Origin of the sequence: Micromonospora sp. HM134 (genome assembly GCF_007833915.1) — a bacterium.
GTDB lineage: Bacteria > Actinomycetota > Actinomycetes > Mycobacteriales > Micromonosporaceae > Micromonospora > Micromonospora wenchangensis.
In genome coordinates this window covers 1,378,579-1,391,742 of record NZ_CP041061.1, presented here as the reverse complement: position 1 = coordinate 1,391,742, position 13,164 = coordinate 1,378,579, and the positions used below count along the sequence as shown (strand labels likewise).

At 70.6% G+C, this 13,164-nt stretch carries 9 protein-coding genes and 2 pseudogenes; 5 read left to right on the top strand and 6 right to left on the bottom strand.

Annotated elements, in window-relative coordinates; translation table 11 throughout:
• The first annotated feature begins 376 nt into the window (after positions 1 to 376).
• Positions 377 to 1,411: a glycoside hydrolase family 11 protein gene (locus tag FJK98_RS06520; RefSeq protein WP_145918219.1), complete on the top strand. Its 1,035-nt coding sequence runs from the start codon at positions 377 to 379 to the stop codon at positions 1,409 to 1,411.
• Positions 1,412 to 1,492: 81 nt separating this feature from the next.
• Here the strand turns inward: FJK98_RS06520 and FJK98_RS06515 are convergent, their stop codons facing one another.
• The 6 genes and pseudogenes from FJK98_RS06515 to FJK98_RS06495 form a co-directional block, all read right to left on the bottom strand.
• Complete coding sequence (locus FJK98_RS06515) at positions 1,493 to 3,943, bottom strand: ricin-type beta-trefoil lectin domain protein (protein WP_145918218.1); 2,451 nt, start codon at positions 3,941 to 3,943, stop codon at positions 1,493 to 1,495.
• A gap of 326 nt (positions 3,944 to 4,269) precedes the next feature.
• The gene (locus FJK98_RS06510; protein WP_370517007.1) at positions 4,270 to 5,256 is read right to left on the bottom strand and encodes an RCC1 domain-containing protein; all 987 of its coding nucleotides are present in this window, start codon (positions 5,254 to 5,256) and stop codon (positions 4,270 to 4,272) included.
• Positions 5,257 to 5,279: 23 nt separating this feature from the next.
• Positions 5,280 to 5,504: pseudogene (locus tag FJK98_RS34765) on the bottom strand (hypothetical protein); the annotation flags it as partial.
• A 177-nt stretch (positions 5,505 to 5,681) separates the two neighbouring features.
• Positions 5,682 to 7,052 (bottom strand): ricin-type beta-trefoil lectin domain protein, encoded by a 1,371-nt coding sequence (locus tag FJK98_RS06505; protein ID WP_145918217.1) that lies wholly within the window; start codon positions 7,050 to 7,052, stop codon positions 5,682 to 5,684.
• A gap of 431 nt (positions 7,053 to 7,483) precedes the next feature.
• Positions 7,484 to 10,183 (bottom strand): RICIN domain-containing protein, encoded by a 2,700-nt coding sequence (locus FJK98_RS06500; protein ID WP_145918216.1) that lies wholly within the window; start codon positions 10,181 to 10,183, stop codon positions 7,484 to 7,486.
• A gap of 401 nt (positions 10,184 to 10,584) precedes the next feature.
• Positions 10,585 to 11,043 (bottom strand): ArsI/CadI family heavy metal resistance metalloenzyme, encoded by a 459-nt coding sequence (locus FJK98_RS06495; protein ID WP_145918215.1) that lies wholly within the window; start codon positions 11,041 to 11,043, stop codon positions 10,585 to 10,587.
• 76 nt (positions 11,044 to 11,119) lie between these two features.
• Between FJK98_RS06495 and FJK98_RS06490 the strand changes: the two genes are divergently transcribed.
• The 4 genes and pseudogenes from FJK98_RS06490 to FJK98_RS06475 form a co-directional block, all read left to right on the top strand.
• Positions 11,120 to 11,500 carry a helix-turn-helix transcriptional regulator gene (locus FJK98_RS06490; RefSeq protein WP_305070090.1) on the top strand — a complete coding sequence of 127 codons (381 nt, stop codon included), beginning with the start codon at positions 11,120 to 11,122 and terminating at the stop codon, positions 11,498 to 11,500.
• Positions 11,497 to 12,243, top strand: a complete 747-nt coding sequence (locus FJK98_RS06485) for an MIP/aquaporin family protein (protein ID WP_145918214.1) — start codon at positions 11,497 to 11,499, stop codon at positions 12,241 to 12,243. The genes FJK98_RS06490 and FJK98_RS06485 overlap by 4 nt, the downstream gene beginning before the upstream one ends.
• Before the next feature lie 29 nt (positions 12,244 to 12,272).
• Positions 12,273 to 12,743 (top strand): GNAT family N-acetyltransferase, encoded by a 471-nt coding sequence (locus tag FJK98_RS06480; protein ID WP_145918213.1) that lies wholly within the window; start codon positions 12,273 to 12,275, stop codon positions 12,741 to 12,743.
• Between the two features lie 20 nt (positions 12,744 to 12,763).
• Positions 12,764 to 13,162 (top strand): annotated as a pseudogene (locus tag FJK98_RS06475) (arsenate reductase ArsC); the annotation flags it as partial.
• Positions 13,163 to 13,164: the final 2 nt, after the last annotated feature.

The following is a 13,164-nucleotide window of genomic DNA, read 5'->3' as shown; positions in this document are numbered from 1 at the left end:
GTTTCGGGTATACAGGGGAGGCGGCCCCCTTGCGGCCGATTTAACACATGCCCCTCGCGGGCCCATCTCGGTGACAGCCGACGTCAACCCGTCGAAATCCGCCCCGCATCCAACCGCTGCTCAAGGCGATGTTTCGGGAAGATTTCCGAAACTTGTTGACAGGCGGAGCATCGACACCCTACCGTCGCCATCGACGGCACTCGATGCTGTCGACACCACCCACCGCGACCCGTCCCCCCGGTTCTGCTGGACGACCGGCCCACCACCGCGTGGTGGCACACACCGAATGACCGGCTGCCGCACCTGGCCACGGACAGTCCACCGGGTCGTACCGCGTCGCTGGCGTCCGCCAGCTGTCACGAGGAGGAACACGTACATGAGCGACACCTCGACCCGACCGCGAAGGAGCGGTCGCCTGCGGCTGCTGCTCAGCGCCGCGTGCGCCGCGGCGCTCGCCGTCACCGGCACGTTCATCGCCTCGCCCAACGCGTACGCCGAGAACGACCGGACCCTCACCTCCAACCTCACCGGCACGCACAACGGCTACTTCTTCTCGTTCTGGAAGGACAGCGGCAACGCCAGCATGACGCTGCGTGCCGACGGCCGCTACAGCAGCAGCTGGGACCGGAGCACCAACAACTGGGTCGGCGGCAAGGGCTGGGCCACCGGCACCCGGCGGACGGTCAGCTACTCGGGCAGCTACAACCCGGGAAACAACAACACCTACCTCGCCCTGTACGGCTGGACCCGCAACCCGCTCATCGAGTACTACGTGGTGGAGAACTTCGGCAGCTACAACCCGAGCAGCGGCGCCACCCGGATGGGCACGGTGACCACCGACGGCGGCACCTACGACATCCTGCGCAGCCTGCGGGTCAACGCCCCATCGATCGACGGCAACCAGACGTTCTACCAGTACTGGAGCGTCCGGCAGCAGAAGCGCAGCAGCGGCACCATCACCACCGCCAACCACTTCGACGCCTGGGCCCGCGCCGGCCTGAACCTCGGCACCAACCACAGCTACCAGATCATGGCGACCGAGGGTTACCAGAGCCAGGGCAGCTCCGACATCACCGTCCGCGAGGGCAGCGGCGGCAACCCGACCAGCGGGCCGACCGCCAACCCGACCACCACCCCGCCCTCCGGCGGCAACTGCACCGCGGTGCTCTCGGCCGCCGAGCAGTGGGGTGACCGGTTCAACCTGAACGTCGCGGTCAGCGGCACCAGCAACTGGGTGGTCAGCCTCGGGCTGAACGGCGGCCAGAGCATCCAGAACAGCTGGAACGCCTCGGTCAGCGGCACGAGCGGCACCGTCACCGCCAGGCCGAACGGCAACGGCAACAACTTCGGCATCACCATCATGGCGAACGGAAACTGGACCTGGCCGACGGTCAGTTGTCGAACGGCCTGACCCCGACCAGTTCCTGAGCGCACCGCGAGCGGCGGGCGGTCCCGGTGGCACCGGGACCGCCCGCCGTGTCGTCGTCACCGCTCAGCCGCGTATCCACTGCTGGTTGCTGCCGCCGTTGCAGGTCCAGAGCTGGACGGCGGAACCGTTGGCGGTGGCCCCGCCGTTGATGTCCAGGCACAGCCCCGAGGCGACCCCGACGATGGTGCCGTCGGCGTTGAGCCGCCACTGCTGGTTGGTGCCGCCGGTGCAGCTCCAGATCCGGGCCCGGGTGCCCGACGCGGCGCTCGCCACGTCCAGGCACTTGTTGCCGTAGACGGTGAGCTGGTCGGTCGAGGTGAGCGACCAGCGCTGGTTGGCACCGCCGTTGCAGTCCCAGATCTGCACCACCGCGCCGTCGGTCTGGCTGGCCCCGTTGACGTCCAGGCACCGGTTCGAGCCCGCGCCCCGGATCTCACCGGTCGGGGTGCCCGGGGAGCCGACGGCGGTCACCGAGAGGTTGTCGAACTGGGCGGTGACGCCCTGGCCGGTGCCGTATCCGATCTGGCCGGCGACCCAGGTCGAGTCGGTGGCCGTGCCGACGGTGGTGCCGTCGATGGCGGCGGTGAGCGTGCTGCCGTTGAGCGTCAACGCCAGGTTGTGCCACCGTCCGGTGCCCAGCGCCGAGGTGTTGCCGCTGGCCAGGGTGCGCCAGTTGCCGCTGGTGTTGTTGCTGCGGATCGACCAGGCCCCGCCGTCGGTGACCCGGAAGTAGTACCCGTTCATGTTCTGCGGGCCCTGGTGGTTGTAGGTGTTGCCGCGCCCGATGAGCTGCGCGTAGCCGGACTTCTCCAGCAGCACGTCGGAGGAGACCGTGTAGTTGCGCCAGGTCAGGTCGCCCAGCAGGGTGTACGGCTCGGCCTGGCCGGAGGTCCAGTAGATCGGGGCCTGCTCGGACATCTGCCGTACGCACTGCCCGCTGCGGCCGGCGGCGCACCCGACGATCTCGAACGAGCCCTGCTGGTCCATCAGGTACCGCGCCTCACGGCCGGTGGCGTACGAGTCGAAGGTGTCGGCGTACGGCAGCTTCAGGTTGCCCTGCGCCGGGCTGACCGCCGTGCCCTTGCCCTGCCCGCTGGTGGTGGTGATGCTGTAGACGTAACCGGGCTGGATGGTGAGCGAGAAGCGCCCGCCGTTCGGGGTGATGTCGCCGCCCCGCACGAAGTGGTCGGCGGTGTTGTTGGAGCGTACGTTCGTCGACCAGACCCGTACCGTGCCGGTGGACAGGCCGCCGGTGACGGTGAAGTCGAGGGTCTGCGCCGCACCGGCGTCCATCGTCTCGATGATGGTGCTGTAGTCACTGTTGTTGGTGGACTTCAGCGAGACGTAGCTGCCGTTGTTGCGGTTGCCGCCGATATACCCGCTCGACGCGTCGAGGTAGCGCCAGCCCGGAGCGGTGAACTGGGTGGTCTGCGCCATCACCCAGGCGTTCTTGCCGATCGAGTAGGCCCCGGACCACGGCTGCTGGGCCACCGCCACGCCGGTGGTCGCCCAAGGGATGTTGGGGGTGATGGCGGCGATGACCGGCCAGTTGATGTACCCGGTCATCTTGCCGTCGAGGTAGCCCCGGTTGATGCCCCGGGCGAGCGCCTGCGCGCCGGCGTTGTAGTCGTCGGAGCCGTTCTCGCTGGCCCACAGCGACTTGCCGGTGGACACCGCGTTGCTGGAGCTGGGGCAGCTGGTCTGGGCGCTGCGGTAGCCGCAGACGTAGTGGCTGCCGAAGACCTGTACGGCGTTGCCGAAGGCCGGGTCGCGCAGCGAGTCGTCGGCGGCGCCCCAACCGAAGTCGTCCGAGGCGACGATCTTGACGTTGCTGTAGCCCCGGGAGTTGAGGGTGGAGCGCAGGTTCTTGTACCAGGTGGTGTTGTAGCCCTTCTCGTTCCACCCGCCGAGGTAGTTGATGGTCAGCCCGTGGGTGCCCGCGCAGTCCAGCCAGGCCACCAGGTAGTCGATCGAGTCGGTGGACCAGAAGTTGCCGTTGCCGATCCAGCCCGGCGCGCCCCAGGCCAGGCCGACCAGGGCGATGTTGGGGTTACGGGTACGGGCCTGCTCCATCAGCCACCACTCGTAGCCCCGGTTGCAGTTGATGCTGCCCCGGGTGTGTTCGTGGCTGGGCTCGGCGCCGGACGTGGAGTTGGTGTCGCCGCCGATCTCCACCTTCATCAGCTGCATCGCCGCGCCGTAGCCCGGCTTGAACAGGTAGTCCAGGATGTCACTGCGCTGCGGCTCCGGGTAGTCGACAAGCAGGCGGCTGTTGCCGCCGCCGCCACTGACCGCGCCGATGCCGTCCAGCGCCCGTCCACCGGACCCACCGTTGATCGTGATGGCGGTCGCCGCCTGGGCGGGCGAGGCGAACCCGGTGAGCACGGCCGCCGCCGCGACCGTCGCCCCCAGCACCGACGCGGCCCACCGGCGGGGACGCCACCCGCTGTGCCACGGTCCGCGCGGCGCTCCGCCGCCGCCCACACTCCGCCGACGACTTGTCGAACTGAACATCTGACTCGCCTCCCCAGCCGGTTACCGGCCCCGAAGCTCTGCGGCGCGGGACGGGGCGCTGCCCGTGACCCGCGCAGCCCTGACATCGTTGATCATCGATGATCAGACGTCACATGTTAGGCACCGTAACGCGCGGCGGTCAACGTCACCAGTGGAGCGAAAGAGCCGATCAACGCGCCTTACGACGACCACGTCCGGCGGAAGACTTTTGTAAAGATCAGACGAATGTGCCGGCGGAGATCCGCACCGGCGGGCGGCGGGCACACCGCCGACCCGGCCGTCGCCGGATCGGCGGCGGCGCGGGTCGGCGGCGTGGCGCGTACGGCTCAGCCCGGCAGGACCAGCTGCGCCGGGGTCGAGCGGTGGGTGGTGGTGCCGTCACCCAGCTGCCCGGACATGTTGTTGCCCCAGCACCACAGGCTCCCGTCGGTACGCACGCCGCAGCTGTGGTAGCTGACGGCCAGGTTCTGCGTCCAGGTGGTCAGGGTGCCGACGCGCAGCGGGGCGGACCGGTGGGTGGTGGTGCCGTCGCCCAACTGCCCGAACCCGTTGTTGCCCCAGCACCACAGGCTCCCGTCGGTACGCAGCGCGCACGACGAGTCCACGCTCGCGTCCACCTTGGTCCAGGTGGTCGCGGTGCCGACCTGCACCGGGCTGGTCTGCACGCCGGTGCCGGCGCCGACCTGGCCGTACCCGTTCTCGCCCCAGCACCACAGCGTCCCGTCGGTGCGGTTCGCGCAGGTGTGCGCGTGCCCGGCCGTCACGCCGGCCCACGAGGTCGCGGTGCCCACCTGCGCCGGGGTGGCCCGGTAGCCGAGGATGCCGACGCCGAGCTGCCCGTCGGTGCTGTCGCCCCAGCACCACAGGGTGCCGCCGGTACGCACACCGCAGCTGTGCGCGTACCCGGTGGTCACGCTCGTCCAGGTGGTCTCCGTGCCCACCTGCACCGGGCTGGTCGCCCGGGAGGGGGACGTGCCGACGCCGAGCTGCGCGTTGCGGTTCAGGCCCCAGCACCACAGCGTGCCGGTGGTCTGGACGCCACAGGTGTGGTTGGCGCCCGCGCTGACGCTGGCCCAGGTGGTGGCGGTGCCGACCTGCACCGGGGTGCTCCGGCTGGTGGTGGTGCCGTCACCGAGCTGCCCGTTGTAGTTGCCGCCCCAGCACCACAGCGTGCCGTCGGTGCGGATCGCGCAGGTGTTGCTGGTGCCGGCGTCGACCTTCGACCAGGTGGTGGCGGTGCCGACCTGCACCGGGGTGGTGCGGTTGGTGGTGGTGCCGTCACCGAGCTTGCCGCCGTAGTTGTCCCCCAGCACCACAGCGTGCCGTCGGTGCGGATCGCACAGGTGTGCAGGTCACCCGTGGTGATCCGGGAGACCGAGGCGGCGGCGAGCGCGGCGCCGGATGCGCCCTGCCCGGTGACGCCGACGCCCGCGACGGCCGCACCCGCCGAGAAACCGACCGCGAGGGTGGCGACCCCGAGCGAGACCGCCGCCGCGGTGACGGCGGTGCGGGCCGCCCGCCGCCATCGGGCCCACAGCCGACTGTCCTGTTGTTCGTTCATGTTCTGTTCTCTCCCCAGACAAACGTCGATTTCTGCACGCTGGAGGCGGCGTCGCCCCGGCGGGTCGGCATCGACCCACCTCGTACAACAGTGACCCTATGCATTGAGTCGCATCAATGCGAGATCCCGCCGGGGCGACTTGGTCCTACCGGTGTCCTCCGGTGACGTCCGCCCGGATCAGCTCCGGCTCCACCGCTGGCCGGCGGCCCCGTTGCAGTCCCAGATCTGGGTACGCGTGCCGTTGGCCGTACCGCTGCCCACCACGTCCAGGCAGCGGCCCGAGCCGACGGCGGTGATCGTGCCGTCGGCGTTGAACCGCCACCGCTGGTTGGCCTGCCCGTTGCAGTCCCAGATGATCACCGAGCTGCCGTTGGCGGTCGCCGCGCCGTTGACGTCCAGGCACTTGCCGCCGAACACCCGCAGCTCCTGGGCGGCCGTCGAGGTCCAGCTCTGGTTGGCCTGCCCGTGGCAGTCCCAGATGATCGCCGCCGAACCGTTGGTCTGCGTGCCGCCGTTGACGTCCAGGCAGCGCCCGGCGGACGAGTTGCGCAGCGCGCCCGTGCCGCCCGGGGGCGGGGTGGTCGGGTTGCCGGTCGGCGAGACCGTCGGGCTCGGCGTCGGGTCGGCGCTGCCGAACTGGGTGAAGAACCGCCACACCTCGCCCTTGGTCCAGGTCCGCACGCCGCTGTCCCCGCCACCGTCGACCGGGCCCGGGGTGTGCCCGCCGTCGAACGCGGCCCACACGACCGGGTAGCCGGAGCGGCAGCCGGAGTAGGTGGTGGTGATGTGGGTCAGGCTGCCGGCGCGCGGCTCGGGCGGGCTCTGCGCCGTACACCCGTTGTTGCGCACGAAGGTGTCCCGCAGGGACCGGCCGGCCGAGACGTTGAGCACCGGGTCCCCGATGCCGTGGATGCCCATGTAGGCGATCGGCTGGCTGCCGCCGCTGCACCCGCTGAGCTGCCCGCCGGAGTAGACCGCGACGGCCCGGAAGACGTTCGCCCGGGAGCAGGCCAGCGAGTAGCTCATCCCGCCGCCGTAGCTGAAGCCCAGCGCGAACAGCTGCGTGGTGTCGACGCACAGGTCGTTCTCGATCAGCCGGACCATGTCGTCGACGAAGGTGACGTCCTGGCCGCCGGGGTTGGCCCAGCCGTTGCCGTTGCCCTGGGGGGCCACGAAGATCGTGCTGTTGTTCGCCTGCTGGCGCAGCCCGTAGTAGGACCAGGCGGCCCCGTCCGACCCGCCCCCGTCCACGTCGTTGGCGGTGCCGCCGTTCCAGTGGAAGCCGAAGATGAGCCGGTACTGGTGGTTGCGGTCGTAGTTGTCGGGGATCCGGAGGATGAAGCTGCGGTTCTGGCCGCTGCTCTGGATGGTCCGCTGACCGCTGGTCAACGTGGGTGCCTTGCCGCACCCGGCGGTCGCGGCGGCCGCCGAGACACCGGCCGCCGCGGCGGTGGTGCCGGGGCCGCCGGCGAGGGTCGTCGCGCCCACGGTCACGACGAGGGCCGCCGCCGCCGTGAGGGAACCGAGGATGGATCTGCGCCTGGTCATGATGGGGCTCCTGCCACTCGGCATGACTGCTTCGGGGTACGGGGTCCACGACGGTTCCGACGTGTCGCGCCCGCCGTGCTCCCGCTGACCGCACCCGCCAAGGACGGCCCGCCAGGAGACGCGCGGTACGCGTACGACGCCGACCGGCCCGTCGCCGCAGCTGCCAGCCTTGTGCGGTCCCGCTGCCCGGGCGGAACCGGCTGGTCGTCGAATCGACGGGTGGTCCACGTCGTGCCCGAACGCCACCCGGCGAGGCCCGGTGCCGTGGCACCGGACGTCGAATCGATTCGGCAAGACCCTAGGTCGAATAGTGAAATATGTCAATGCTGTGTCGGGCGGGTTGCGGCCCGGGGTCGCCTACCCACGGCGACGGACCGCAGGTCACGCAGTGGTTCCCCGGGGCCGGGCCGGCCCGGCCCCGGGGACGCCGGTCAGTTGCGCAGGCTCCACTGCTGATTCGGCCCGCCGTTGCAGGACCAGAGAATGATCTTCGTGCCGTTGGCGGTGGCCGCGCCGTTCGCGTCGAGGCAGAGCCCCGACTGGGCGTTGGTCAGGGTGCCGTTGGCGTTGAGGTTCCACTGCTGGTTGGTGCCGCCGTGGCAGTCCCAGATGATGACCGTGGTGCCGTTCGTCGTACCCGCGCCGCTCGCGTCCAGGCACTTGCTGCCGTACGCGGTCAACTGCCTGCCGCTGGTGTACGTCCACTGCTGCCCGGTGCCGCCCGTGCAGTCCCACAACTGCACCTGGGTGCCGTTGGTGGTGCTGGCGTTGGGCACGTCGACACAGCGGCCGGACTGCCCGCCCACCAGCCGGCCACCCTGCTGGCCGCTGCCGGTGCCCTGCTGGCGGACCAGCGAGCCGGACTCGGCCGACCGGTTGCCCTGGGCGTCCACCACGAACAGCCGGTACTCCCCCTGGTTCGTCGGCACCGCGATGGAGGTGGCGGTGCCCGCCGCCCGGGTCATCGTCGGGCCGGCGGTGAAGGTGGTCGTGCCGGCGGGGGCCAGCCAGACCGTCCGGGACGCGTCGCCGGTGCTGCGGATCGGGATGGTCGCCGCGGCGTTGGTGACGAAGGTGCTGGCCGGCAGCACGTAGTTCGGCAGCGACAGGTTGGCCGCCGGGACGATGTCCCGGTACGCGTCCTCCAGCCCCGAGGCGGCGGCGATGCCGTACGCCGACGCCGGCCAGACGTAGTCGGACGAGACCAGGATGTCGTTGACCGTGCTGTTCGGCAGGTTCTTGTTCGACACCTTGTTGATCGGGCCGTAGATCTGGGTGATGCTCAGGTCGTGCTTGCGCCCGAAGTCGTCGGAGTTGATCATCCAGGTGATGTTCTTGTCCACGCTGAGCACGTTGTCCCGGAACGTGATGTACGCCGACCCCTCGTCCGGGTGCAGGCCGTACTTGTGCCCGGACGGCACACCCTGGAGGTAGTTGTTGGTGATCGTCGTCCCCGGCTGCGCGCCCAGCGTGTAGATGGGCGCGGTGTCGCTGAGCCGCTGCACCGTGTCGATGATGTGGTTGTAGCTGATGGTGTTGTTGCGGGCCGTCGTGGTGGGCCGGTTCGGCGCGATCGAGCCCGATGACCCGTCGAAGTTCCACCAGCCCCAGCCGAGCGTGATGCCCGACCACGGCGACTTCTCGATCCGGTTGCGCTGGATCGTCAGGGTGTCCACGAAGTACGCCGAGACGGGGCTGTGCCCGTTGAACAGCACCGCGCTGTCGTACAGGTAGTTGTTCCTGATGTCGATGTTCTTCGGCAGCCCCTCGACCTGCGGCAGCCACTTCTCCCGGTTGGTCGACGTGCCGTCGCCGATGTAGACGTGCTGCGGGTGGCCGACGGTGATCGCGGAACCCGCGATGTCGTTGGTGAAGTTCCCGGTCAACTGGCTGTTCTGCACGTCGTTGACCATGTTGACGCCGTCGGCGCCGCTGTGCTGGATGCGGTTGCGGTTCAGCTGGATGCCGTCGGCGTTCTCCACCTGGATCATGCCGGGGGTGACGTCCACGTTGCGGTAGTAGTAGTCGTGGAAGTTCCGCTTCGCGTACGCCTGAGCCCCGAGGTTGCCCTGCTGCGCCTGCTTGAACGAGGAACCGGCGACGGTGAACAGGTTCCAGTCGGAGTGCTGCACGGTGAGCCCGGCGAACGTGATGTTGCGGGCGTGGCTGCCCGTCGAGGTGCCGGCGACCCGCAGCAGGGTGGTCACGTTGTTCGGCGCGAAGACCGACGCGGTCGCCATGTTCTCGGCGCTGCTCTTGTAGTAGTAGAGGGTCTTGCTGCCCTTGTCGAAGAAGAACTCACCCGGTGCGTCCAGGAACTCGTAGGCGTTCATCAGCTTGTGGCTGCCGCCGCTCTGGGCGTTGCCGTTGAACGCGCCCTGGGCGATGGCGGCGCCCGGCTGCTGGAACAGCGCCACCCGGTTCGCGCCGTCGGAACTTGTGGTGACCTGGCGTACGCCGACGATGGCGGTGGTCCAGGTGGTCGCCGTCTCGATCTCGATGTCGTCGGCGTTGCGGGCGACGGCCGGGAAGTCGTTGAGGTTGTACTTCGCGCCGTCGCACTGCGAGCCCGACTCCCAGGCCCACGCCGCCTGCCCGGCGGTCACGGTGTACGTCCCGTAGCAGCCCGCCGAGCCGATCGTCTTCGACGCCATGAAGGCCCGCTTGTCGTTGACGTAGAGCGCGCGCAGCTTGTTGGCCCGGTCCAGCGGGGCCTTCCAGATGTTCCCGCTGTGCTGGGTCCACCCGGTGACCGGCACGCCGCCGTCGAGCACCGGGGTCTCGTCGGGGTAGGCGGCGTAGCTGACCCGGTACCCGTTGCTGCCGGAGTCGGCCGCGCCGAACTCGATGGTGCCGCTCACCGGATACCGTCCGCCCCGCAGGTAGACCTGGATGTCCCCGGTCATGTTCGCGTTCACAGTGCGCACCACGTCCCGCGCCCGTTGCAGCGTCCGGAACGGGGACTGGAGGGTGCCCGGGTTGCTGTCACTGCCGTCCGGCGCGACGTAGTACGTCTCCTGGACGGCGGCCGAGGCCGACAGCGGGTGGGCGATCACGGCCGGCGCGGCGGCGGCGACGAGCAGCGCACCTGCCAGCAGCGACCTTCGCGCGACGGAGAGGGCTGGTTTCACGTACCTGTCCTTTCGCATGCCGCCCACAGCCATGTCCGCTGGACAGTCGTCCCGGGGGTGCGACAGTGAACCCGCCGTTACGAACATGGTTCGACCTGCCGGGAGGCGTGACGCGCTCCCGGCGGTTCGACCGTTGGCGGGTTCCTGGGAAGATGCCGCGACCGACGGCGGCAGGGTCCACGTGTCGGGCGGTCGGGTCCGTTCCCTGCCACCGGGAACTCCCGCCGCCCGTGCACACGCTGCTGCCCGTGGTCACGGAATGCTGTCCTGAAGCGTAGGCGTCGGAATCGGCGGAGGCAACCACCAATTGTCAACCACCTATGCGTAATCGTGATCGGTGGCGCCGGTCACGCCCCTTTTCTGTCAGCGGCGGGCGGGGCGTCGACGGGCGTCGGACCCCGTCACGGGCAGCAGCCGGCCCCCTCGCCCGGGCCGACGGCGGCGGGTCGCTGACCGACGGGCCGGTCGGCCGGGGCGGAGTCGCCGTACGCGTCGGAGTCACCCTTGACCACGTACACCTCCCAGCGCTCCTCGCCGGGGGCGCGAACCCAGACCTTGTCCTGCACGGCGTAGCAGCAGGAGGTGTCGTTCTCGGTGAGGGTGAACAGACCGGCCCCGGCGAGCCGGTCGGTGGCGGCGGTGACCTGCGCGCCGTCGAACACCTCGACGCCGAGGTGGTCGATCGCGGTGGGCCGACCCGGGTCGCCCTCGATCAGCACCAGCTTCAGCGGGGGCTCGGCGACGGCGAAGTTGGCGTAGCCGGGCCGCCGCTTGGCCGGCTCGGTGCCGAACAGCTTCGCGTAGAACGCGATCGACGCTTCCAGGTCGGCGACGCGCAGGGCGAGTTGGACGCGGGACATCGGCGTACCTCCGGCTGTTTAGATGACTGTCTAGGCAGAGGTTGCACTCTGTCTAGATGGTTGTCAAACTAGACCGGTGTCTAGACAAGAGGTGCCGGTCCCCGCCGACCCGTCGGCCTGCTGCACCCCGATGGTCACCGAGTCCCTGACCGACGACGACGCCGCCGGGCTGGCCCGCGGGTTCAAGGCCCTCGGCGACCCGGTACGCCTGCGGCTGCTGTCACTGATCGCGGCCCGCTCCGGCGGCGAGGTGTGCGTGTGCGAGCTGACCGGGGCGTTCGCCCTCACCGGCCCGACCATCTCCCACCACCTGAAGGTGCTGCGCGAGGCCGGGCTGATCGACTGCCAGCGGCGGGGCACCTGGGTCTACTACTGGATCGTCCCGGCCCGCCTCGCCGCCCTGTCCCGGCTCCTCGACGTCTCGGCCCTCGCCACCGCGACCGGGTCCCCCCGGTGACCGCCGACCGGCCGGGGGCGGTGGCCCGCCGGGCCTCGGCGGAACTGGTCGGCACCGGCCTGCTGGTCACCGCCGTGGTCGGCTCCGGGATCGCCGCCAGCCGTCTCTCCCCCGACGACGTGGGGCTGCAACTGCTGGAGAACAGCTTCGCCACCGCGCTCGCCCTCGGCGCGTTGATCCTCGTCTTCGGCCCGGTCTCCGGCGCCCACCTCAACCCGGTCGTGTCGATCGCCGACTGGTGGCGGGCCCGCCGCACCGGCGTCGGTCTGACCTCCCGCGACCTCGGCACGTACGTCGTGGCCCAGGTGACCGGCGCGGTCGGCGGGACCGTGCTGGCGCACCTGATGTTCGGGCTCCCCGCCGTCACCGTCGCCACCCACCGGCGCGACGGCCCGGGAGCGGCGTTGAGCGAGATCGTCGCCACCGCCGGCCTGCTGGTGCTGATCGCCGCGCTCGCGCACACCCGACGTGCCGCCCTCGCGCCACTGGCGGTCGGCGCGTGGATCGGCGGCGCCTACTGGTTCACCGCCTCCACCTCGTTCGCGAACCCGGCGGTCACCGTCGGCCGCATGTTCACCGACACCTTCGCCGGCATCGCCCCCGCCTCGGCCGCCGGGTTCGTCACCGCGCAGTTGGTCGCCGTGGTCGTCGCGGTCGCCGCGACCGCCTGGTGGTACCCCACCGTCCGGCACCACGACGCGACGACCGCCCCGGCGGCGACCGCAGAGCCGGCCGCCCCGTGAGCGCCTCCCGTCCACCCGAGGTCGTCCCGATGACCGACGACCACGCCGGGGCCGTGCTCGACATCTACCGGCACGGCATCGCCACCGGTGACGCCACCTTCGAGACCGAACCGCCCACCTGGGCCCGGTTCACCGCCACCCGCCCGCCCGCACACCGCTGGGTCGCGCTCGACGACGCCGCCGTGCTCGGCTGGGTCGCCTGCACGCCGGTCTCCGACCGGTGCGTGTACGCCGGAGTCGTCGAGCACTCCGTCTACGTCCACCCCGACACCCGGGGACGCGGCGTCGGAAGGCTGCTCCTGCGACGCCTGATCGACTCCACCGAACAGGCCGGCATCTGGACCGTCCAGTCCGGGATCTTCCCCGAGAACACCGCCAGCCTCGCCCTGCACCACGCCTGCGGCTTCCGTACCGTCGGCACCCGCGAACGCCTCGGCCGCCACCACGGCCGGTGGCGCGACGTGGTGCTCGTCGAACGCCGCAGCCCCAACCTCAGCTGACACCCCCGGAGAGGCCCGCCATGACCATCCCACCGTCGGTGCTGTTCGTCTGCGTCCACAACGCCGGCCGGTCCCAGATGGCCGCCGGCTGGCTGCGCCACCTCGCCGGCGACAGCGTCGAGGTCCGCTCCGCCGGCTCCGCGCCCGCCGCCGGGCTCAATCCCGTCGCCGTCGAGGCCATGCGCGAGGTCGGCATCGACATCACCGCCGAGCAGCCCACCCTGCTCGACCGGGACACCGCCCGGACCAGCGACGTCATCGTCACCATGGGCTGCGGCGACACCTGCCCCGTCTTCCCCGGCAAACGCTACGAGGACTGGCCGCTCACCGACCCCGCCGGGCAACCCCTCGCCGTCGTCCGCGAGGTCCGCGACCAGATCCGCGACCACGTCACCCGGCTCCTGGCGGAACTGACGCCGGA

Coding starts and splice junctions, on each gene's coding strand:
- FJK98_RS06520 (WP_145918219.1), top strand. CDS start 377: ATGAGCGACACCTCGACCCGACCGCGAAGGAGCGGTCGCCTGCGGCTG.
- FJK98_RS06515 (WP_145918218.1), bottom strand. CDS start 3,943: ATGTTCAGTTCGACAAGTCGTCGGCGGAGTGTGGGCGGCGGCGGAGCG.
- FJK98_RS06505 (WP_145918217.1), bottom strand. CDS start 7,052: ATGACCAGGCGCAGATCCATCCTCGGTTCCCTCACGGCGGCGGCGGCC.
- FJK98_RS06495 (WP_145918215.1), bottom strand. CDS start 11,043: ATGTCCCGCGTCCAACTCGCCCTGCGCGTCGCCGACCTGGAAGCGTCG.
- FJK98_RS06480 (WP_145918213.1), top strand. CDS start 12,273: ATGACCGACGACCACGCCGGGGCCGTGCTCGACATCTACCGGCACGGC.